Source organism: Streptomyces sp. NPDC052040 (assembly GCF_044548405.1).
Lineage (GTDB): Bacteria > Actinomycetota > Actinomycetes > Streptomycetales > Streptomycetaceae > Streptomyces.
In genome coordinates this window covers 1-21,543 of the sequence record NZ_JBIUBV010000003.1, presented here as the reverse complement: position 1 = coordinate 21,543, position 21,543 = coordinate 1, and the positions used below count along the sequence as shown (strand labels likewise).

General features: G+C 70.9%; 20 protein-coding genes and 2 pseudogenes. 14 read left to right on the top strand and 8 right to left on the bottom strand.

The genetic code is table 11. The features are described from left to right. Window positions 1–175: 175 nt before the first annotated feature. Both ftsH and ACIHAA_RS08585 read left to right on the top strand, forming a co-directional pair. Window positions 176–2,269 (top strand): ATP-dependent zinc metalloprotease FtsH, encoded by a 2,094-nt coding sequence (gene ftsH / locus ACIHAA_RS08590; RefSeq protein ID WP_399814583.1) that lies wholly within the window; start codon window positions 176–178, stop codon window positions 2,267–2,269. Window positions 2,270–2,544: 275 nt separating this feature from the next. After that, window positions 2,545–4,182 (top strand): APC family permease, encoded by a 1,638-nt coding sequence (locus ACIHAA_RS08585; protein WP_399814581.1) that lies wholly within the window; start codon window positions 2,545–2,547, stop codon window positions 4,180–4,182. 68 nt (window positions 4,183–4,250) lie between these two features. Here ACIHAA_RS08585 and ACIHAA_RS08580 read toward each other — a convergent pair whose 3' ends face one another. Next, the gene (locus ACIHAA_RS08580) at window positions 4,251–4,580 is read right to left on the bottom strand and encodes an antibiotic biosynthesis monooxygenase family protein (protein ID WP_399814580.1); all 330 of its coding nucleotides are present in this window, start codon (window positions 4,578–4,580) and stop codon (window positions 4,251–4,253) included. Window positions 4,581–4,720: 140 nt separating this feature from the next. Between ACIHAA_RS08580 and ACIHAA_RS08575 the strand changes: the two genes are divergently transcribed. Further along, the gene (locus tag ACIHAA_RS08575) at window positions 4,721–4,954 is read left to right on the top strand and encodes a hypothetical protein (protein ID WP_399814579.1); all 234 of its coding nucleotides are present in this window, start codon (window positions 4,721–4,723) and stop codon (window positions 4,952–4,954) included. A gap of 59 nt (window positions 4,955–5,013) precedes the next feature. Here the strand turns inward: ACIHAA_RS08575 and ACIHAA_RS08570 are convergent, their stop codons facing one another. Then, window positions 5,014–5,958, bottom strand: a complete 945-nt coding sequence (locus tag ACIHAA_RS08570) for an aminoglycoside phosphotransferase family protein (protein WP_399814577.1) — start codon at window positions 5,956–5,958, stop codon at window positions 5,014–5,016. A gap of 243 nt (window positions 5,959–6,201) precedes the next feature. Continuing rightward, window positions 6,202–6,438 carry a hypothetical protein gene (locus tag ACIHAA_RS08565; protein ID WP_399814575.1) on the bottom strand — a complete coding sequence of 79 codons (237 nt, stop codon included), beginning with the start codon at window positions 6,436–6,438 and terminating at the stop codon, window positions 6,202–6,204. Between ACIHAA_RS08565 and ACIHAA_RS08560 the strand changes: the two are divergent. Beyond that, window positions 6,383–6,636 (top strand): annotated as a pseudogene (locus ACIHAA_RS08560) (Tn3 family transposase); the annotation flags it as partial. The gene ACIHAA_RS08565 and the pseudogene ACIHAA_RS08560 sit on opposite strands and share 56 nt — an antisense overlap. Before the next feature lie 57 nt (window positions 6,637–6,693). Here the strand turns inward: ACIHAA_RS08560 and ACIHAA_RS08555 are convergent. Continuing rightward, a complete protein-coding gene (locus ACIHAA_RS08555) occupies window positions 6,694–7,149 on the bottom strand; it encodes a MarR family winged helix-turn-helix transcriptional regulator (protein WP_399814574.1) in 456 nt (151 codons plus the stop codon). 65 nt (window positions 7,150–7,214) lie between these two features. Here ACIHAA_RS08555 and ACIHAA_RS08550 point away from each other — a divergent pair, with 65 nt between their 5' ends. Both ACIHAA_RS08550 and ACIHAA_RS08545 read left to right on the top strand, forming a co-directional pair. Next, entirely contained in the window at window positions 7,215–8,042 is an 828-nt protein-coding gene (locus ACIHAA_RS08550) for an alpha/beta fold hydrolase (RefSeq protein WP_399814572.1), read from the top strand. A gap of 148 nt (window positions 8,043–8,190) precedes the next feature. Beyond that, a complete protein-coding gene (locus tag ACIHAA_RS08545; RefSeq protein ID WP_399814571.1) occupies window positions 8,191–8,835 on the top strand; it encodes a recombinase family protein in 645 nt (214 codons plus the stop codon). Between the two features lie 657 nt (window positions 8,836–9,492). Here the strand turns inward: ACIHAA_RS08545 and ACIHAA_RS08540 are convergent. After that, window positions 9,493–10,083, bottom strand: coding sequence for a TetR/AcrR family transcriptional regulator (locus tag ACIHAA_RS08540; RefSeq protein WP_399814569.1), 591 nt, complete (start codon window positions 10,081–10,083; stop codon window positions 9,493–9,495). Between the two features lie 144 nt (window positions 10,084–10,227). Between ACIHAA_RS08540 and ACIHAA_RS08535 the strand changes: the two genes are divergently transcribed. The 5 genes from ACIHAA_RS08535 to ACIHAA_RS08515 all read left to right on the top strand — a co-directional run bounded on the left by ACIHAA_RS08535 (window position 10,228) and on the right by ACIHAA_RS08515 (window position 12,463). After that, window positions 10,228–10,962 (top strand): SDR family NAD(P)-dependent oxidoreductase, encoded by a 735-nt coding sequence (locus ACIHAA_RS08535; RefSeq protein ID WP_399814567.1) that lies wholly within the window; start codon window positions 10,228–10,230, stop codon window positions 10,960–10,962. Window positions 10,963–10,994: 32 nt separating this feature from the next. Further along, window positions 10,995–11,618: an NADPH-dependent F420 reductase gene (locus tag ACIHAA_RS08530; RefSeq protein WP_399814565.1), complete on the top strand. Its 624-nt coding sequence runs from the start codon at window positions 10,995–10,997 to the stop codon at window positions 11,616–11,618. Window positions 11,619–11,652: 34 nt separating this feature from the next. Further along, window positions 11,653–11,910: a hypothetical protein gene (locus tag ACIHAA_RS08525; protein ID WP_399814563.1), complete on the top strand. Its 258-nt coding sequence runs from the start codon at window positions 11,653–11,655 to the stop codon at window positions 11,908–11,910. Window positions 11,911–11,935: 25 nt separating this feature from the next. Further along, window positions 11,936–12,232, top strand: a complete 297-nt coding sequence (locus ACIHAA_RS08520) for a hypothetical protein (protein ID WP_399814561.1) — start codon at window positions 11,936–11,938, stop codon at window positions 12,230–12,232. 102 nt (window positions 12,233–12,334) lie between these two features. Then, window positions 12,335–12,463, top strand: coding sequence for a hypothetical protein (locus ACIHAA_RS08515; protein ID WP_399814560.1), 129 nt, complete (start codon window positions 12,335–12,337; stop codon window positions 12,461–12,463). Between the two features lie 137 nt (window positions 12,464–12,600). Here the strand turns inward: ACIHAA_RS08515 and ACIHAA_RS08510 are convergent. Further along, window positions 12,601–12,988: pseudogene (locus tag ACIHAA_RS08510) on the bottom strand (inositol monophosphatase family protein); the annotation flags it as partial. 150 nt (window positions 12,989–13,138) lie between these two features. Next, a complete protein-coding gene (locus ACIHAA_RS08505) occupies window positions 13,139–14,377 on the bottom strand; it encodes an alanine--tRNA ligase-related protein (protein ID WP_399814559.1) in 1,239 nt (412 codons plus the stop codon). 285 nt (window positions 14,378–14,662) lie between these two features. On the opposite strand from ACIHAA_RS08505, the gene ACIHAA_RS08500 reads away from it, so the two are divergent. Then, on the top strand, window positions 14,663–14,818 hold the full coding sequence (locus ACIHAA_RS08500; RefSeq protein WP_399814558.1) for a hypothetical protein: 156 nt from the start codon (window positions 14,663–14,665) through the stop codon (window positions 14,816–14,818). A gap of 91 nt (window positions 14,819–14,909) precedes the next feature. Here the strand turns inward: ACIHAA_RS08500 and ACIHAA_RS08495 are convergent, their stop codons facing one another. After that, on the bottom strand, window positions 14,910–16,253 hold the full coding sequence (locus ACIHAA_RS08495; protein WP_399814556.1) for a helix-turn-helix domain-containing protein: 1,344 nt from the start codon (window positions 16,251–16,253) through the stop codon (window positions 14,910–14,912). 481 nt (window positions 16,254–16,734) lie between these two features. Between ACIHAA_RS08495 and ACIHAA_RS08490 the strand changes: the two genes are divergently transcribed. Beyond that, window positions 16,735–18,114, top strand: a complete 1,380-nt coding sequence (locus tag ACIHAA_RS08490) for an MFS transporter (protein WP_399814554.1) — start codon at window positions 16,735–16,737, stop codon at window positions 18,112–18,114. A gap of 176 nt (window positions 18,115–18,290) precedes the next feature. After that, window positions 18,291–21,543, top strand: a 3,253-nt coding sequence (locus tag ACIHAA_RS08485) for an amino acid adenylation domain-containing protein (protein ID WP_399814552.1), incomplete at its 3' end; no start/stop codon positions are given.

Genomic DNA, 21,543 nt, shown 5'->3' with positions numbered 1-21,543 from the left:
GTCCCGTGGACACTCCCACGTCCTCTCCGGACGGACCGTTCGCCGCCCCCGGAGGGACCATGGGAGGAGGAGGCCGGGGCGTACGCGCCACGGGCCGCCCTGCCCCGTACCGGCAGCACCCCGGGGCCGGTGCCGCGGGACGGCCGGAACGGCCTCCCGAAGGAGGCGGTGCACGGTGATCACACGAGTGCGGATGCCGCACCGGCATCTCTCCCCGTCGGCCGGATCCGAGCCGCCGCGGCAGCCGCCCAGGCCGCCCACCCCGCCGTCCCGGGCGAGCCGGCAGTGGTGGATCATGCCGTTGGTCTGGGTGCTCTTCCTGGTCATCCTCATGCTCGTCCGTGCCCCCTCGGGCCCCTCGCCCGCCCACCTCGGCTACAGCGACTTCGTCACCAAGGTCGGCGTCGGCCAGGTGAAGACCGTCGACATCAACGACCGGGGCGGGGTCAGCGGCACCCTGAAGAACGGCACCAGATTCACCACCCAGCTCCCCACCGCGCTGGGCACCGGACAGCTCCAGCAGCAGCTCCAGGCCCAGCATGTGCAGATCACCGCCTCCCAGAGCAGGAGCGGCGGCAACGCGCTCACCTCGATCCTGTCCGCCCTGCTCCCGGTGCTGCTCCTCATCGGCGTCTTCTACTGGTTCGGCCGCCGCGCCGCCCGCTCCATGACCGGCGGCCTGGGCGGGCTGAGCGCCATCGGACGCTCCCGGGCGAAGATCATCGAGGCGGAGCGCCCGACCACGAGGTTCGACGACATCGCCGGGTACGACGGCGTCAAGCAGGAGATCAGCGAGGTCGTCGACTTCCTGCGCAACCCGGGCCGCTACGCCGCCGCGGGCGCCAAGGGACCCCGCGGTGTGATCATGGTCGGGCCGCCCGGCACCGGCAAGACGCTCTTCGCCCGTGCCGTCGCCGGGGAGGCCGATGTGCCCTTCCTGTCGGTGACCGGCTCGGCGTTCGTCGAGATGTTCGTCGGGGTCGGCGCGTCCCGGGTGCGCGATCTGTTCGACGAGGCCCGCAAGCGTGGGCCGTCCATCGTCTTCATCGACGAGATCGACGCCGTCGGAGCCCGCCGCGCGGGCACCGGCCGCATCGGCGGCAACGACGAGCGGGAGCAGACCCTCAACCAGCTGCTGGCCGAGATGGACGGCTTCGACCAGTCCACCGGCATCGTCGTGCTCGCCGCCACCAACCGGCCCGAAGCCCTCGATCCCGCGCTGCTGCGCCCGGGGCGCTTCGACCGGCAGGTCACCGTCCCGCTGCCCAACCAGGCCGAGCGGGCCGCCATCCTCCGCGTTCACTCCCGCGGCAAGACCCTCGCCCCCGACGTCGACCTCGGCATCGTCGCCCGGGCCACCCCGGGCTTCTCCGGCGCGGACCTCGCCAACCTGGTGAACGAGGGTGCCATCAACGCCGTACGGGCCGACCGCACCCTGATCGAGCCCGGCGACCTCGACGCCGCCCGTGACCGGGTCCTGCTCGGCCGCCGCGAGGCGTCCAACGCGCTGCTGCCCGAGGAGCGCCATGCCGTCGCCGTGCACGAGTCGGGCCATGCCCTGGTCGCCGCGCTGTGCGAGCACGCCGACCCCGTCGCCAAGGTCACCGTGCTGCCGTCGGGCATGACGCTCGGGGTGACCGAGCAACTGCCGGAAGCAGAAAGGCATTTGTACAGCGAGGGCTATCTGACGGATCTGCTCGCGGTCCGGCTCGGCGGCCGGGCCGCGGAACTCGTCGTCTTCGGGGAGGGGTCCAGCGGCGCCGCCAACGACCTGGCGGGCGCGACCCATGTCGCCACCCGGATGGTCCGGGACTTCGGCCTGTCGTCCGCCATGGGCCCGGTCGGCTATGCGACCGCCCACCCCGGCCAGCTGGGGGAGGCGGAGGAGCCCGCCTCGCCGCCGTACTCGCAGCAGACCCAGCGGATCATCGACGAGGAGACCGCCCGGCTGCTGCGCGAGGCCGAGGAGCGGGCGACCGGGCTGCTGCGGGAGCACCGCCGGGCCCTGGACCGGCTCGCCGGTCTGCTCGTCGTACGGGAGACCGTCGACGGCTCCGCCGTACTCGATGTGCTCAGGCAGGAGCAGCAGGAGCAGCAGGAGGAGCAGAGGGACGGGGACCGGCGGGCGGCGAACGGGGAGCCCCCGGAGCGGGCGCCCCGCGGTCTGCGGCCCCTGCCGCCGCCCGCCCGGGTCCCGGTCGAGGGCGGCCACCCGGAGCGCCCGGCGGACGAGCCCGGCGGCGACGGATCACCGGACAGCCCGGGCTGACCGTCCGCTCCCCGGTGCACCGCGTTCGTATCCCGGTGCGTGTGCATTTCCGCCACTCCGTACCCGGGTCCGTGGTGTCTTACCATCTTCTAACCTTCAGCGACTGAATAGAAGCATTCCGTCACACCGGTTGACCTGGGTAAAGGGCATGTAAAGGAACCCTCCGGGAAAGAGTCAAATCTCCAGTCTGGCTCTTCTGTTATGGGGTCCTGATTCCTAGTGTGAGCCGCCATTGAGCGTTAATTCGGTGTTCAGATACTGAGAGGCCCCTTGACATGGTGAAAATTGACCATGCCGCTGCCGACGTCACACAGGACCAGCCAGGTCTGAGGCGCGACGTCGGTTTGATCGGACTGATGTGGGCCTCGGTCGGTTCCATCATCGGATCCGGCTGGCTCTACGGCGCCGAGAAGGCCGTCGTGATGGCCGGACCCGCAGCCATCATCTCCTGGCTCATCGGCACGGTGGCGATCGTGCTGCTGGCCCTCGTGCACGCCGAACTCGGCGGCATGTTCCCGGTGGCGGGCGGCACGGCCCGTTACCCGCACTACGCCTTCGGCGGCCTGGCCGGCATGTCCTTCGGCTGGTTCTCCTGGCTCCAGGCAGCCACCGTGGCACCCATCGAGGTCGAGGCCATGATCGGCTACGCCGGTCACTGGCACTTCGCCCAGGGGCTCCAGCACACCGACGGCACGCTCTCGGCCAGCGGCCTGGTCGTCGCCGTGGTCCTGATGGCCGTCTTCGTCGTGGTGAACTTCCTCGGCGTCAGAGTCCTGGCCCACACCAACAGCGCAGCCACCTGGTGGAAGATCGCGGTCCCGCTCGCCACCATCTTCATCATCGCCGTGGGCAACTTCCACCCGCACAACTTCACCTCCCACGGCTTCGCCCCCTTCGGCGCCAAGGGCGTGCTGGGCGCCATCAGCTCCAGCGGCATCATCTTCGCCCTGCTCGGCTTCGAGCAGGCGATCCAGCTGGCGGGTGAGAGCCGCAACCCCAAGCGCGACCTGCCGCGCGCCACGCTCGGCTCGGTCGCCATCGGCGCGGCGATCTACATCCTGCTCCAGGTCGTCTTCATCGGCGCGCTGCCGCTGAGCTCCTTCGCCCACGGCTGGGCCAAGCTCGACTTCCCGGGCATCAGCGGCCCCTGGGCGGGCCTCGCCACCCTGGTCGGCCTCGGCTGGCTGAGCCTGGTCCTCTACATCGACGCCGTGATCTCCCCCGGAGGCACCGGCCTGATCTACACGACCGCGACCTCGCGCGTCTCCTACGGTCTGGCGAAGAACGGCTACGCGCCCAAGCTCTTCGAGCGCACCGACCGCCGCGGCGTGCCGTGGTTCGGCCTCGCCATCTCCTTCATCACCGGCGTGGTCTGCTTCCTGCCCTTCCCGAGCTGGCAGGAGCTGGTCAGCTTCATCACCTCCGCGAGCGTCCTGATGTACGCGGGTGCGCCGCTGGCCTACGGTGTCTTCGCCGACCGGCTGCCGAACCTGGACCGCCCCTACCGCCTGCCCGGCGGCAAGGTGATCTCGCCGCTGTCCTTCGTGGTCGCCAACTTCATCATCTACTGGGCCGGCTGGGACACCCTGTGGCGGCTCGGCGTGGCGATCATCCTCGGCTACGCGCTGCTCGGCGGCTACGCCTGCTACGCCACCGCCAAGGACCTGCCGGACGCCCCCCGGATGTCCTGGAAGTCCGCCCAGTGGCTGCCCGTCTACCTGCTGGGCCTGGGCCTGATCTCCTGGCAGGGCGGCTTCGGCGGCCAGGGCCACATCGCTCTGTGGTGGGACCTGGTGGTCATCGCCGCCTTCTCCCTGGGCATCTACTACTGGGCCAAGGCCACCGCGTCCCACTCCGAGGAGATCGAGCGGAGCATCGACGAGGTCGTGGTCACGGACGCCCCCGCGCACTGACCCGTACCCTCGACATGACGGTGTCCCGTCGGCCTCGGCCGACGGGACACCGTCGTGTCCGGACCCGCTCAGGCGGTCTTCGGCGCCGCCTGCTGCACGACCTCGAAGGACCACAGCGTGGACCCGCTCGCCGCGGGCCGTGGGCGCTCCCCGCTCTCCGCGCCGCCGCCCTGGTGGGCCGACTTCATCGGACCCTCCATCCACGCCTGGAACGCGGCGTCGTCGCGCCACCGTGTGTAGACGAGGTAGGTGTCGGTCCCCTCGACGGGCCGGAGGAGTTCGAACCACTCGAACCCGTCGGAACTCTCCACGGCATGGGCACGGGAGGCGAAGCGCTTCTCCAGCGTCTCCCGCTGCTCGGCGGGGACGGTCAGCACATTGATCTTCACTACGCTCATGGTCCCATCCTGCCGCACGGCGTCCCCGGGGCGGCGCGCGCCTCGTCCCCCGCACCGCGCGATTCCGGCCGTTCCCGGCCGGGGGAGGGGCGGGCTGGGCCCGACGTGCGGGGGCATGGTCCGGGGGTGAGGGTGAAGGTATGAGTGAGCCGCGCGTGGTCGTCTCCGCGCCCTCGGAGACCGGCGGCCGACGGGTCCGGTCCGCCGGGGAGATCCTCGGCATGGCCTACAGCCTGCGCGAACTGGCCGTCCTGGTGCAGCGGGCCGGACTGGAGGGCTGGGACGAGGTGGACGTGGCCGAATCCCCGCTGATCGAATGGCACGGCGGGGGACCCGAGGTCTGGCCGAGAAGCGAGGGCCCCGCCGACGACTGACCGGCGGACGGACGGCCACCCGCCCCAACCGCCACCCGCCCCGGCCGGACTCCGGACACTCACCCGCGCACGGCCTCGGCGACCGCGGGGTCCTCCAGCACCGAGACGCACCAGGCGAAGTGCTCGTCACCGCCGCCCGGGGCGAAGGCGTCGCTGGTGGCCATCGCATAGGCGGCCCGGTACAGCAGCAGGTCCTCGACCGCGTAGCCGAATTCGTCGGCGAACCGCAGGGTGAGCCGACGGACGGTGTCCGGGCCGTACCCGGTGGCCGCCGGGAAGATCGCCGCGGTGACCGCCGCGTCGAACCGGGGGTCCCCGCCGGTGGACAGGAAGCCGTAGTCGACGAGGGCGAGGGGCCGCAGCGCGTCGTCCACCAGCACGGTCTCCGGGAAGAGGTCGCCGTGCACGACCGCCTCGCCGCCGCCGGGCAGCGCGCGCAGCCGTGCGAGCAGGGCGGAGCGGAGGTCCTCGAAGCCGCGCAGCCGGTCGCGGAGCAGGTCGCCGCACCGGCCGGTGCGCCGTTCCACCAGGTCCGCGAGGGCGGAGCCGAAGGTCGTGTGGCCCTCCCACAGCGGACGTTCCTCGTCCAGCACGGGCAGTTCCCTGACCTCGCCCACCTCGTGCGCGGCCGCGAGGGCGCCCAGAACGCCCACCATGCAGTCGACCGCCTCGGGCGGCATCTCCGGGCCGCCGGTGCGGATCCGGGCCGCCAGGGGAGTGCCGACAGGCTCCCGTTCCACGGTCAGCGGCACGCCCTCGAAGTCCTCCACGGCGATGATCTCCGGGGCGCCGAACGGCAGATGCGCCGCGGCATCGGCGTAGAACCGCTGCATCCGCCGCAGTTCGGCTCCCCGGCGGTGCTCCCAGACCCTGGCCACCGTGCCGTCGCCGAGCCGGTACACGGCTCCCTCCACCGCCGCCTCGACGGGCCCCGTGCTGGGATGCCCTGCCTCCGCGAGATGCCGCAGGCGCCGTGCCGTGATCTCCCGTGCCGCCTCGGACATGGTGACTCCCTCCGGCCGGTCCCCCTTCCACGGTAGGCCCGGCGCCCCCGCGGCACCGCCCGGCCCGCCCCCTGCCGGCTGCTGCGCTACGACACCGAGGGCCACCGGTACGGCATCCTCGATGGGGGAGACTGGCGCGCCACCGCGTAACCATCTGATGACCTCACCCACCCGCACGGTGTGCCCGTGCCGCAGGTCCCCTCCTGGCGCATGCTGGCCACCGACCACGGCGACCGGGTCCCGTCAGTGCGGGTGCGGGCCCTCGGCGACTGTGAGCCGGGCGCCTCCACGGCGGTCTGCCCCGACGGGCTGCGGCTGGTGGGCCTCGGCCATACGGCGGGCCGGGCACTGTGCACCGATGTCACCGCCGGTGAGCTGCGGGCCGCGGGCGCCGCCCAGACCGCGGTCACCGACGAACGGCATGTCCCCGCGGGCGCTGGGTGCTGCGTTCGCCGAGTACGGCCGGATCGACAGGACCATGCACCTTCTCGCCCTGGTCGACCCGGTCGACGACACCTACCGGCGGCTGATGAACCGACAGCTGACCGTGCAGGAGTCCCGCCACCGCCTCGCCCGCGCGATCTGCCACGGCGGCCGGGGCCAGATCCGGCAGGCTTACCGCGAGGGCCAGGAGGGCCAACTCGCTGCCTCGGCCCGGTCCTCAACGCCGTGGTCCTATGTGATGCCGCCCCGCCCCACATCACCGGAACCACCAAGCCGCCGCGCCGAAACCCCTCAGCCCGAACCCGCTCGCCCGGCGGACTCCAGTACCGAAGTCAGAAAGCGACGCACCGTCTCCAACTCGCCCGCCTCGAAACCTTCCGCGGCCACCAGCACCTCGCCGATCACCGGCCCGAAGAAGGCCCACCCCAGGTCCATGGCCTTCTCCTCCACCTCCAGCAGCACGCGTCGCCGGTCTGCCGTGTCCCTGTTGCGCTGGACCAGTCCGAGCCGCTCCAGCCGATCCACCAGGGCAGTGGTTCCAGCAGAGTTCAGTCGCAGTTGCTCGCCGAGCCACCCGGGCGTGGCCCGCTTACCGGCGCGTGCCGCGTCCAGCAGGTGGATCAGCGCGCGCACATCGGTGGGATGCAGCCCGTGGCGCGCGGCGAACTCGGCGCCGAGCAGGTCGAACTCCACGGTGACCGCGCGCAGCAAGTGAACCAGTCCCATCACCGGGCTCTGATCGTCCATGCGCCCTCCTCGAAGTCCCGTAATATCTCGCTGAACGAGATTATCGCCTGGCGAGAGGAATGCTCGTGTCCCTGCCTGCCTTCGACCTTGCCTACGACGAGCTTCGCGCCCGCTGGCCCGAGTCCACAGAGGAGCACGATGTCGCCACGCCGTACGGGCGCACCCGGGTCCATGTGTACGGCTCGGCGGATGGCAGCCCACTGGTGCTGCTGCCCGGCGGCTCTGCCACCGGCCTCGCCTGGTTCGCCAACGCGCCGGCCTTCGGTGAGCGGTACCGGGTCCATGCGGTAGATCTGCTGGGCGACGCCGGCCGCACCGAACGCCGGGGCACACCACTGAAGAATGCCAACGATCTGACGGCCTGGCTGGACGCACTGCTGGACGGCCTTGGGCTCGCCCGCACGCACCTGTGCGGCCACTCGTACGGCGCCTGGCTGGCCGCCAGGTACGCACTGCACGCACCGCGGCGCGTGGACCACCTCGCCCTCGTGGACCCCACCCAGGTTTTCACCGGATTCCGCCTCGGCTACCTGCTGCGCGCGCTCCCCACCCTGATCCGTCCGAGCGAGGCCCGCGCTCGCGCGTTCCTGGCTTGGGAGACGGCAGGTACACACCCGGACGAGACCTGGCAGCGCCTCTATGCGCTGGCCACCACCGTTCCCGGCCGGAAGCTGGTCACCGGCGTCCGTCCTCGTACCGCCGACCTCCTCATGCCGGTCCTGGTCCTGCTCGCGGAACACAGCCGCGCCCACAACGCTGTCAAGGTCGCCGACCGAGCCCGCCGGGTGCTCTCGCAGGGTGAGGTGGCAGTGCTCCCCGGAGCCACCCATCACTCTCTGCCGCTCACCGAGCCGAAGCAGCTGAACGACCGGCTGATGGCTTTCCTGGACTGACAATGCCAAACGTTAGCGATCTTCAAGAAACCTTCTTCTTCTGAAGATCACCGTGCGGGGGCCCGCACACCCCCGCACGGCCAACCCCTTCAGAAACCTGGATCATCCAAGAACCCCGGACCGCCGTTTTCTGACATGACCCGGGGTCATGAGCGACCTCCCGGAGCCGTCCGGCTCCCCCGAGCTCCTCGTCGCCGAGCCGCTGGTGCGCACCGAGATCAAGATCGGGTACGCCCGGGTGTCGACCGGAGGACAGAAGCTCGAACGGCAGATCGACGCCCTCACCGACGCGGGGCGCCGCACGATCTTCGCCGACAAGAGGTCCGGCAACACCGACCTGCGCCCGGAGCTGAAGGCGTGCCAGGCCTTCCTCGACGCCGGCGACACCCTCGTGGTCCCCTCGCTCGACCGCTACGGCCGCAGCCTCCAGGACCTCGTCACCATGGTCGCCGAACTCCGCACGCGCGAGATCGGCTTCACCTCGCTGCACGAGAACCTCGACACCACCACCCCCGGCGGCCGACTCGTCTTCCACGTCTTCGCCGCGCTCGCCGAGTTCATCCGCGAACTCATCGTCCAGGGCACCCGCGAGGGCCTGGCCGCCGCCCGCGCCCGGGTCGGCGGACGCCCCACCGTCGCCACGGAGGAAGTCATCAAGGCCGCCCGCGACCTCCTGCCCGACCCCGGACGCTCCATCACCTCGATCGCCAAGCTCCTGAACGTCTCCCCAGGCACCCTCTACAACCACATCCCCGACCTGCGCGAACTGCGCGCCGGCACCGTCCCCCAGTAGCTCGAAGCCAGGAAGCGGTGACCGCATGCCGATCCGGCTCGAGAACGACGACCGCTACCCCGCCAACTGGTTCCGGAGATCAGCGAGGCAATCAAGAACCGCGCCAGGTGGCGGTGCGAGTGCGAAGGGGAGTGCGGACGCGGCAGCCACACCGGCCGGTGCCCCAACCGGCACGGGCAGCCCGCGTCCGGCACCGGCCCCCGCATCCTCCTGACGGCCGCTCACCTCGACCACACGCCGGAACACTGCGAGTCTACTGGCACTGGCGAGTGCGGCTATTAGAACTTGCGGTATGCCCAACGGAGTTCTCGTACGGAGCCATGAACATTTCAGCGTGGCCACCGATCGGGTGTCGATGGCAGGATGAGGGCCGAGGCCCGCAACGGACCCCCCGGCGCCATTGAGGTATCCGGCAGAGCGCTGAGGCTGTTCAGCCGCTACGGCAGGGCGCTGGGCCAGTGTCTTTCGGCCGAACGCGACGGCGAACCTCACGGGTCACCGGTCGCCCCAGCGGCTTCAGCAGTGGCCTTCAGCGGGCGACCAGTTTCGGAAAAGCCAGCAGGTCCGGCCCAGATGTCGGACGGAGGGTGTCGCCTACCAGCGTGACCGGCAACGAGTCCAGCCCGGCCGACTGCCAGGTCAACTCGGCTCCTCCTGTCAGCGGTTGTGGCCTGCGGTGGCGGGGAGAACGTTGTCGATGAGGACAGCGGCGATGGCGGCGGCAGTGGGGAAGGCATCGGCATCGAGGACCCGGGTGCGGGCCGCAGCGCCATCGATGAGCAGCGCCAACTGCTCGCCGAGCTGCTCGGGGTCGGCGGCACCGGCTTCGCGGGCGGTGTCGGCCAGCCGCACGGCAACGGCCTTCTTGTAGTCGCGTGCGCACTGGGACGCGGGGTGTTGCGGGTCATGGAGCTCCACGGCAGCAGCGATGTACGGGCACAGGGGGGTGGTGGGTGAGACGTCGAAGGCGGCGAGGAGCCGCTCGCGGGGCGTGAGGTCGGTGCGGTCGAACACACCGGACAGAACGGAGGGGTCGAACCTGCGCAGGTATTCGGCGACGAGCTCGTCCTTGCCGCCGAAGTGCTGATAGGCCGTGCGCTTGGATACCTCGGCTGCCGCGCAGAGCTGGTCCATGCCGGTGCCGTTGATGCCCTGCTCGCGGAACAGCTGCTGGGCCGCGCCGATGATGCGCTCGCGGGCGCCACGGCCGCGGCGGCGGCCCGTGGGGCCCTTCTCCAACTCCGTCATGCGCCCAGCCTACCGCAGTTAGGTAACGACCGGTGTACATAGTTTGCGCTCCGGCCGTCCGCCCGGTAGCGTAAGGAAACAGATCGGTGTACATAATACCGTCACCCCAGGTACACACGGCATTACCGACCCAAAGGAACGATCATGGGAAAGCTCGACGGCAAGGTCGCGGTCATCACCGGCGGCACCACCGGCATGGCGCTGGCCGGTGCGAAGCTGTTCGTCGACGAGGGAGCGCACGTCTTCATCACCGGCCGCCGCCAGGACGCCCTGGACGAGGCCGTGAAGGAGATCGGCCGCAACGTCACCGGCGTCCAGGGCGACGCCGCCAACCTCGACGACCTGGACCGCCTGTACGACACCGTCAAGCGGGAGAAGGGCAGCATCGACGTGTTCTGGGCCAGCGCCGGTGGCGGCGAGCCCGCCCCGCTCGGCGAGATCACCGAGGCCCAGTTCGACACCTGGTTCGGGCTCAACGCCCGCGGCACCTTGTTCACCGTCCAGAAGGCGCTCCCGCTCCTCAACGACGGCGGCTCCATCCTCATGACCGGCTCCAACGCCTCCCTCGGCGCTTTCCCCGGCTGGAGCGTGTACGCCGGCAGCAAGGCCGTCCAGCAGGCATGGGCCCGCGTCTGGCTCAACGAGCTCAAGGACCGCCGCATCCGCGTCAACGTCCTGACCCCCGGCCAGGTCGCCACCGCCAAGCAGGCAGAACTCTTCGACGAGGCCACCAAGCGCCAGTTCGAGTCCCTCATCCCCCGCGGCCAGATGGGCAGCCCTGACGAAATCGCCACCGCCGCCCTCTTCCTCGCCTCCGACGACTCCAGCTACGTCAACGGCATGGAACTCGTCGCCGACGGCGGCACCACCGCCCTCTGAACCGAACAACCACAACCAGGACAGGACACCTCATGAGCAGCATCAGCATCATCGGCACCGGGAACATGGCCCGTACCATCGGCGCGCGGGCCGTAGCGGGGGGCAACACCGTTGAGATCATGGGCCGCGATCAGTCCAAGGCCACTGACCTGGCCAAGGCTCTCGGCAGCGGAACCAAGGCGGGAGAATGGGGCACCGCCCCGGCCGGGGACATCGTCATCGTGGCCCTGTTGCACGACGGCGTCGTGCCGGTCATCGCCCGGTACGGAGACTCTCTCGCGGGTAAGATCATCGTCGACATCAGCAACCCCTTCAACTCCACGTTCGATGGACTGGCCCACCGCGAGGAGACCTCGGTCGCGCAGGAAGTCGCCAAGGCCGCCCCGCCAAGCGCCAGCGTGGTGAAGGCGTTCAACACCGTCTTCCGCCACGTCCTGGAAAAGGGCCGGCCCGACATCTTCCTCGCCGGCGACGACGCGCAGGCCAAGGCAACCGTGGAAGCGTTCGTCGAAAGCCTCGGGATGCGCCCGCTGGACGTCGGCGGCCTGAAAATGGCGCACTGGCTGGAAGGAGCGGGCGTGGTCACGGTGGGCCTCGCCAACCACGGGGTGGGGAACCTGAACTTCTCCCTCAGCATCACCGAGCTTCCCGGCTGACCAAGCGCTTGACGGAACACCGAAGGGGCTCGCCGTGAAGCTTGGTTTCACGCTGCCCATCATCGGGCCCGCTATCAGCAGCGCAACCGGCCTGAGCACGTTCTGCCGCGGGATCGAGGACCTTGGCTACGACACGCTGTGGGTCGGCGATCGCCTGGTCCAGCCGGTCGCTATGCACAGCGCCTGTCCGGGCAGGGATCAGCCGTACCCGCCGCAGATGAAGCGGTACCTCGGCCCGGTGCTGCTGCTTGACTTCGCCAGACAGGTGATCGCGCGTACCGGTCGGTTGTGACCACCCGGGTCAGGACGAGCCAGCGGTGTTCGGCATCTTGGACGTCGTCGCCGACGACACGCTCACCCCGGCCCAGCGCGCCGAACGCGGAGACTATGTCGGCCGCATCGCCGGCGCGCTGTCCTTCGCCGAGCACCGGCAGGGTCCGGCGGCGGACGGGGCCACGGACATCGATCTCAACCCGACCCACCGGTCGCCGAGAGGCATGCACTCCGTCATCGTCCTTGTGGTGGAGCCCACTGCCGCTTCCATCAGCGTCGGGGCCGGTGCGGCACTGCCGCTGGCGCAGGACTGCTCCGGGTGTTGCAGCCGAACGTCTTGAGACTGCGGCGGATCTGGTCACGGTAGCTGCGGATTGTCGACTCTGCCCGGCGCACGACGCTTATGAGGTGGGTCATCCAGTCGTCGACGGAATTACCCGGGGGTGGAGAATCTCCGCGCGACGTGCCAGGGCTGCCACCTGCACGACGACCAGGACCACCACGCCCGCACCCGGGCCGAAGCCTGCCGGACCGCCTTCGAAGCCTTCCGGCAGCTCACGTTCGAGAGGTAGCGAAGCCGCTGGCCAAGCCCATGATCGTTCTCTCCGGGTTTTCCCGTACCTCGACTACTCACACCCGTCCTCCCCGCCCGCCGCCACCTGAGAACCCCTGCCCTGCCGGGCGCCTGTACGAGGCCGCACCACTGGCCCCGGCCGCGCGTGATCGACATCAGCAGCCCGTGGGTGTCCTTGTCGGCGGCGGCCACAAGCCCGCGCCCCTCGTCACCGACCGGGGCGCCGTCGATTCCGGTGACCACGCAGCCTGCGGCCCGGCACAGAGCGATCCCGGCCGCGAAGTGCACGCTCCTGGAGAGGCCGCCGCCATCGGTGACATACGCGGCGCGCCGGCCGGCAGCGACCCAGGCCAGGGCCAGTGTCGTGGAGACGACGCGCGGCCGGAATCGTTCGGCGGACTCAGGGTGGGCCAGCAGATCCACGGCCCGGAAATCCGGGCGCACTTGCGAACGACGGATCCAGGTTGACGTCCACCAGCCGGGTGGCGGGCGTGGGCGCGAGCAGCGCGTCGTCGGCCCCGTTCTGCCCGCCCCGCCCCGGCCCGCGCCCTTGGCTGCCTCGACGGCGGCATCCTCGGAACCCGCAGATGAGTCGATCACGAAGGGCAGCCTGCGAGGCGAAGTCCGCCGGGCGGCCAGGGATGACGGCGCCGGTCGCGGCCGTCCGGCCGGCTCACCGCTCCGCGGGTCTTCTCTCCAGTCCGGCGATGTGCCGCAGGGAGACGGCGAGGTCCTTCTCCCGGCACCAGGCCATCGCGATGTCGAGCGGAACCCCGTGGTCGCCGCGCAGCCGCAGCAGCGCGCGGGCCCGCTCGACCGCTCCATGACCGTCCGTCACCGCCCGTTCCAGCAGTGCGGGTGCCCGGGCCAGGACCTGGGCGAAGCGCTCGCGCTCCCGGCGGACGGCGGCCAGCAGGGCGTCGGTGAGCGGGGCGAAGCCGAGCGCGGTGCGCACGGACCTGTCCGCGACCTCGATCAGCCGGTCGAGCTGGGGGAGTGGTACACCGGCGAGGACCAGTTGGGCCCCCGCCTGCCGTAAGAGGCGGCGTACGACATGACCCCGGCCGCGCGGCCCGGGCAGGAACCCCGACCCGATGAGCAGGGCGACCGTGAAGGAGCGGTCGACGAGCAGCCGGACGCGTTCGGCCTGGGCCATGGTCGTCCCGTGTGCCGGAAGCACCTCGTGGACGCTCTTGAGCAGGGAGGCGAAGCGGGGGGTGCCGAAGGGCTCACGGGTGCCGTCCAGCACACCGAGGAGTTCGTTCTCGAACACGGCGATGTCGAGCAGCGGTCGGACCTGACCCGCGGGCCCGAACCGCAGCCGGGCCAGGACCCGGTGGCGGCCGCAGCGGCAGCCAGGACCGCAACTGCCGCTGCACGGCGGGCCCACCGGGAACTCGACGCTCAACTGCGGTCCGCCGCCCGGCACCGTGCGGTCCGCCGTCGTGGACGGCCCCTCGAAGCCGATGCGCCGGGACGGGATCCCGAGCTGCCCGAGCGCCTCGTACAGCGGCCAGGTCTCCGAGGGCTGCGCCGCGACGACGAAGGCGAGGCCGCCCGGGTCGACACCCGTGCCGGTGAGCGCCGCGGTCACATCGCGCAGGGGGACGTGGCACGGGCGGGTGCCCGCCCATACGGCGCTCAGCACGCGCTCGGCCGAGGGCGGCGCGGCGACCGGTACGGCGTGCATCCGGTGCGTCCGGATCGACCACCGCACGGTGTGCACCCCGCCGCGCGCATGCGAGACGGGAGGGAGCAACGGATCGATCCAGGACGGTGATTCATGGTCGGGGAACAGCCCGGGATGGCCGGGCGGCGCGAGGCCCGGCGGGGGCTGCCAGCGGTAGCCCCGGGCGCCCAGGGTGTCCGACACCTGCTGGATGTCGCCCGACGCACGCGTCGCACTCGTCACGAGCCACCTCGCCGACTGATGGACACCACGACTCCCCGTCATTAGTGACTCGAATGTGACAGACACTATAACAAAAGAAATTCTGACGCCGAAGCTCCGGAGATATGTGCGGATAAAAAGGGGCATAACGGCGATATTGAATCGTTTGAAACGGAATATTTCGGGCTTTTCAAGTCCGTCGTTCATTTATTGACTAGCTCAGTCATGACCTGTCAGGATCCTTGCAGTCGAACCGCTGCGGCCCGGGATGGCCGTGACATACGTGACTTACGAGAGGTGTCCGCCGTGCGCAAGATTGCTGCTCTTTTCCTGACGTCCCTTGCCCTGCTCGCAGGGTCCACGGTCGGCGCGGGGGCGGTCACGGGCGCACCGGCGCACTCCGCCCAGGACCTGGCCGGCGGCCGCACTCCCGGAAGCGCCGACCTCCCCCTCTGCTGCTGAAGCCGGCTCGACCCACCCCGCACGGAGCACGACGAAGCGCCCCATAAGGCAACTTATGGGGCGCTTCGCGGAAGGTGCGGAAGGAAACCGGTCAGCGGTGCCGGGCCTCCTGGGGCGCGGCCGAGACCAGGGTGCTGCGATGGCCCATCAGCCGCATCCCCTGGCGATACGCCCACACGGCCCGCTCGCTCTCACCGCTCTTCTCCAGGATCTCCGCCAGTTCCGACCAGGCGAAGGCCGCCTGGCGCCCCGCCTCCGACGCCTCCAGCAGCAGCGCCCCCCGCTCATAGGCGGCCTGCACCGCCTCGTGGTCGTCCCGCAGCAGATGCGCGGCGGCCAGCACCAGCTGCACCCGCGCGCTTTCCAGCCGGTGCTCGGGACCCAGCAGATCCAGGGCGCGTTCCGCGTGCTCGATGGCGCCCTCCGGCCGGCCGAGCATGACATCGGCCCGGGCCAGCGCGGTCTCCACATAGGCGACGTCGATGCTGCTGCCCAGGGCCCGCAGGGTGGCGGCGCTCTGTTCGAGCAGTTCCTTGGCCGCTTCCGGGTTCGGGTCCTCCGACTGGAGCAGGACGGTGGCGTGCGCGTTGCGCACCCGGGCCAGGGCCCGGTCGTCGTCCCCCTCCGCGTAGATGGCCACGGCCTTCTTGATCAGCGCCAGGGCCTCGTTCGACCGTCCCTGGCGGTGCAGCACCGCGCTGGCGTTCCAGTAGGCGCCGCCCAGGGCCCGGCGGTCGGCGATGATCTCGGCCCGGCTTATCGCCTGGGAGGCGAGGAAGTTGGCGCGGTGCAGGTCGCCGCGTTCGCTGTAGACGCCGATCAGTGTGGAGAGCAGTTCGAGGTAGGCCACGGTGGGCGGCAGATCGGCGGCCTCGGCCTCGGCGAGCGCGTCCTCGGCGACCTCGATGGCGTGCGAGAGGTTGCCCAGCTCCCGGTAGCAGCGGCACAGCGACATGACGATGCTCAGCTGGTCCACCGTGCCCCGCCCGTCCGTGGCGCACAGGCGGCGCAGCGACTCGAAGTGCGTCGCGGCCTCCTCCAGTTCCCCCTTGTGTTCGAGGCACTGGGCGATACCGAGCTCCACGGAGAAGAAGAGGTCCCGGTGCTCGGTGGCCGACAGCCTGCCGCGCAGGGCGGTGAACGTCTGGAGGGCCGCGGCCGCGTCACCGTTGCGCAGGGCGAGCTGCGCGTAGTGCACCTCGACCTCCAGGCCGACCACGTCCGGCTTGGAAACGGGCCCCGACAGATAGGCGACATCGCAGCCCAGCCGCTCGGCGAGCTGGGCGAGGACGTCGTCCGAGGGGATGCGCTTCCCGGCCTCCAGCAGGGAGACATAGCTCGGCGACAGATTGGGCCGCGCCAGGGCCTCCTGGGAGAGTCCGGCCGCTCTGCGGAGTCGTCGGATGCGTGAACCCAGGGACTCGTTCTCCGTCACTGTGACTCCTCACTTGACAGCCCTGAAGGAAAGGGTTCCTGACTCGGACTTTCCGGGACTTATGGATCTATGTAGGTGCTGGTGCCGGTGTTCTGTCCGATGCGCCTTTGCTCACCGATACCCACCTGACCTGCGGAAAATCCAAACCGATTCGCCATCTCGAATCGTGGAACGCAGGGCGATGATCTTCGGAACCGCCGAGTCTACTGACCAACGGTATAACATTCCAGTCATCATCGCAGTGATGGCGGCGTGTCGAATTGATACCGGCTGCCGGACTCTGCTGGGGTCGGCGCCCTGCGGCCCGGGCGCGGCGAGCTTTCCCCACCGCCCGGGCGGCCGCACACACCCGGGCGGTACACGGGTGGCTCTCCCGGAACTCCCGCCGGACCCCTGCCGTCCCGGTTCCCGGTCATATCCGCCGTTTCGTTCTTCTTCTGCTTTCCCTTTCTGCCCCTCCAGATCACCAGGAGGCACATCCATGACCGCGCCCGCCCCCGACCGCGCCCCCGCGCCTCCCTCCGCCTCCGCGCCCCCGCGCCGGATCACCCGGCCGCTGCCCGGCCTGCTGCGGGACACCGCCTTCCGCCGCTACTGGACCGCGCAGACGGTCTCCCGCTTCGGGGACCAGGTCTCCGGCCTCGCCCTCCCCCTCGTCGCCGTCACCGTCGTCCACGCCGACGCCGCCCGTATGGGCATCCTCGCGGCGGCGGCCTGGCTGCCCAACCTGCTCTTCGGGCTCTACGCCGGACTGTGGGCGGACCACCGCGCCAACCGCCGCCGCGTCATGATCGCCGCCGATCTGGGCCGCCTGGTCCTGCTCGCCACGGTCCCGCTCGCCCAGGCCCTCGGTGCCCTGACCCTCGGTCATCTCTACGCCGTGGCCTTCGCGGTGGGCACCCTCTCGGTGTTCTTCGAGGTCTGCAACCCCCCGGTGTTCAAGGCCCTCGTACCACCGGAGGGATATGTCCAGGGCAACGCCCTGACCAGCGGCAGCCGGGCCATGTCCAAGGTCGTCGGCCCCAGCGCCGCAGGCTTCGCCGTACAACTGCTCTCGGCGCCCTTCGCGTTGCTCGCCGACGCCCTGTCCTATCTGGTGTCCGCCCTGTTCCTGTCCCGGACCGCACTGACCGAGGCACCGCCGGCCCCCAAGGAGCGCGGCCGACTGCGCGCCGCACTGCGCTTCCTCGTCCGGTCGCCCGTCATCCGGGCCGCACTCGCCGCCACCGCGACCGTCAACTTCGGCTGCTTCATGGTCAGTACGCTCTTCGTCCTCTACGCGACCACCACCCTGCACCTCGGCCCCGGCATGCTCGGCCTGGTGCTGGGCGCGGGAGCCGTCGGCGCACTGCTCGGAGCCGCCTGCGCCACCCCGCTGACCCGGCGCATCGGCGTGGGCCGCACCTTCGCCCTCGGCTGCGTCGCCATGCCCGCCCCCATGCTGCTCATACCGGCCGCGGACGGCCCCACCCCGGTGGTCCTCACCCTGCTCTTCGCCGCCGAGTTCGGCTCCGGGATCGGCGTCATGTGGCTCGACATCGCCATCGCCACCATCCTGACCTCGGAAGTCCCCGACGCCATGCGGTCGAGCGTCTTCGGCGCCTACCAGACCGTCAACCTCGGCACCCGCCCGCTTGCCGCGCTCACCGCCGGAGCCCTCGCGGGCCCGCTGGGCCCCCGCACCACCCTGTGGGCGGCGGCCCTCGGCGCCCTCGCCTCGTTCCTCTGGCTGCTGCCCTCTCCCGTCCTCAAAAGGCAGGCACCACAAGGCAGTCGGGCCGCCGAGGAGGCACAACAGGAGAACGAAAGTGCCTCCACACTGCCTCCCGCAGTGCCGATTCGGCGCCGTCGGCGCCGTTAGCGTGACAACACCGCTCGATGATCGCCATCACTCGACACCGGACGTCCCGCCCGCGTCCACCGACCAAGGATGTCCGGACAGCGAGTCGGCCGACCGGCAGGACCCGAACACGGGCCGCCGCACCGGCCGCAGCTCTCCGGCCACCGACCAGCCGTCACGTCCTCATGGAGACTTCCGTGGCCTCAGCAGATTCCGGATTCTTCCTCAACGCGTTCCTCCGCCAGGTCGCCGCGACGCCCCACGAAGTGGCGGTGGAACTCGGCGACCGCCAGCTCACCTACGCCGAACTCGACGCCCGCGCCGAGAAGCTGGCCGCCCGGCTCCAGTCCTCGGGAGCCGGACCCGAGTCCACGGTCGGCGTGTTCATGGAGCCCTCGCTCGACCTGGTGACGGCCGTGGTGGCGGTCATCCGGACCGGCGCCGCCTGGCTGCCGCTGGACCCGTCGTATCCCAGCGAGCGGCTCAGCTACATGATCCGCGACTCCGGATCCCTGCTGGTCATCGCCGACAACACGGCCCCCGACTGGCTCGCCGCCCTCGGCGTACCGCTGGTGGACCCGGCGGACACCCGGCAGACCGGCCCGGCCCAACTGCCCGCGCCGACCCCCGAGTCGACCGCATACGTCATCTACACCTCCGGCTCCACCGGCCGCCCCAAGGGCGTGGCGCTGACCCAGCGCGGGCTCGCCAACCTGGCCGAGGCACAGGTCGGCGCGTTCGGGCTGCGCCCCGGGCACCGCGTCCTCCAGTTCGCCTCGCCCAGCTTCGACGCCTCCGTCTTCGAGCTGACCATGGCGCTGCGCTCGGGCGCCACCCTGGTCCTGCCGCCCCGCCGCGACGTGCTCTACGGGCCGGGCCTCGGCGACTTCCTCCGGGACACCCGGATCAGCCACATCACGCTGCCGCCGAGCGTCCTCGGCATGGTCCCCGCGATGGAACTCCCCGACTTGGAGACCATCGTCTGCGCCGGTGAGGCCCTGCCCGCCCAGCTGGTGGACCGCTGGGCCCCCGGCCGCACCATGTTCAACGCCTACGGCCCGACCGAGGCCACCGTATGGGCCTCCCTCTCCCGGACACTGCCCGGCACCGGCCGCCCCGTCATCGGCCGCGCCATCGACGGCGTACGGCTCCATGTCCTGGACGAGGACAGGCGCCCGGTGCAGCCCGGCACCACCGGTGAACTGGTCATCGCGGGCGCGGGTGTGGCCCGCGGCTACATCGGCCGGGCCGCCCAGAGCGCCGACCGCTTCATCCCCGACCCCGACTTCCCCGGCGAACGCGCCTACCGCACCGGGGACCTGGTCCGCCTGACGCCCGACGGCGACCTCGACTTCCAGGGCCGCATCGACGACCAGGTCAAGCTGAACGGCTTCCGCATCGAACTCGACGAGATCGCCGGAGTGCTCCGCGAGCACCCCCAGGTCCAGGACGTCGCCGTGGTCGTGGGACGCGTCGGCGACGAGGACCGGCTGCTCGCCTACGCGGTGGCCCCCGGCACCGAGGCCCTGGAACTGCGCGAGTTCGCCGCCGGACGCCTCCCGCACTACATGGTGCCCTCGGTCGTGGTGATCGAGCGCCTGCCGCTCACCCCGAACGGAAAGCTGGACCGAGCCGCCCTGCCCGCCCCCGACCGCGACTCCCTCGGCCTCGCGGGCGAGGGCACCGCGGCCCGCACCGACACCGAACGCCGACTGGCGGAGATGGTCGGCGAACTGCTCGCCATCGACGGCATCGGCATGCAGGACGACTTCTTCCTGCTGGGCGGCCACTCCCTGCTCGCGGGACGGCTCGCGGCCCGGATCCGCACCGAGTTCGGCACCGAGCTGCCTATATCCCGGATCTACGAGGAGCGCACCATCGCGGGCATGGCCGAGGCGCTGACCGGCCGCGGCGAGCGCGCCCCCGCGCTGCCTCCCGTGACCAGGGTCCCTCGGGACCAGCCCCTGCCGCTGTCCTTCCCGCAGGAGCGCATCTGGTTCCTGGAGCAGCTCTCGCCGGGCAACCTCGCCTACAACGCCCAGGCCACCATCCAGCTGCGCGGCCCCCTCGACGCGGACGCCTTCCGGGACACCCTCACTGAGATCGTGTGCCGTCACGAGATCTTCCGTACCGCCTTCGTCACGGTCGACGGCGTGCCCGTCCAGCAGATCCGCCCGCCGCGGCCCGTGGACCTGCCGGTCGTCGACCTCGAGGGCGTGCCGTCCGAGGAGCGGGAGAGCCGCACCGAGGAACTGGTCCGCGACACCATCAACCGCCCCTTCGACGTGACCGACCCGCCGCTGGCCCGCTGGCTGCTGATCCGGCACGCCGCCGACGACCACACGCTGGTCCAGGTGGAGCACCACTTCGTGCACGACGGCTGGTCGTTCGGCGTCCTCCTCGACGAGTTCCGGGAGATCTACCCCGCCCTGGCCGCCGGGCAGCCCTCTCCGCTGCCCGAACCGGCCATCCAGTACGCCGACTTCGCCGCCTGGCAGCGGGCCTGGATGCGGGACGACGTCCTCACCCGCCATCTGGACTACTGGAAGCGCCACCTGGACGGCGCCTCCTTCATCCTGGACCTGCCCACGGACCGCCCCCGGCCCCGTGCCCACTCGTTCAGCGGATCGGCCCTGCGCATCGACCTGCCGACCGGACTGAGCCGCGCGCTGCGGAAGAACAGCGAGGAGGCCGGGGCGACCCTGTTCTCCTCGATGCTGTCCGGCTTCGTCGCCCTGCTCAGCCGCTACACCGGACAGACCGACCTGGTCATCGGCACCGGCGCCGCCAACCGTCGCCTCGCCGAGACGGAACGCATGCTCGGCATGGTGGTCAACACCCTCCCGCTGCGCATCGACACCTCCGGATCGCCCGCCTTCGCCGACCTGCGCCGCCGGGTTCACGGTGTCCTCGTCGACACCGCCGACTGGCAGGACGTCCCGCTGGACCGCCTGGTCGAGGCGGTGGCCCCGCCCCGCGACCCGTCGCGCAACCCCATGTTCCAGGCGATGTTCAGCTTCCACAACGCCGCGGTGCCCGACCTGCGCTTCGGCGGCCTCGAAGGCACCATCCGCGAACGCCACAACGGCTCCGCCAAGATGGACCTCAACATCGTCGTGGTGCCCCGGGCCCAGCAGCGCAGCGGCCTGGCCGAGAACGACGACCACGACCGCATCACCCTCATCTGGGAGTACGCCACCTCGCTGTTCGACGAGGACACCATGCAGCGCATGGTCGCCCAGTACATCGCCCTGCTGGAGTCGGCCATCGCCGACCCCGACCGCCCCGTCGATCTGATCGAACTGCGCACTGACGCGGACATCGACCCCTCCCGCCCGGCGGCCCCCTACGGGCCCTCCTCGGGTGTGGGTGAGGAGGTGGTGTTCGGGGGTGGTCTGCTGCCGGAGCTGGTGGATGCGGTGGCGGTGGATGCCGGTGAGGTGCCTGCGG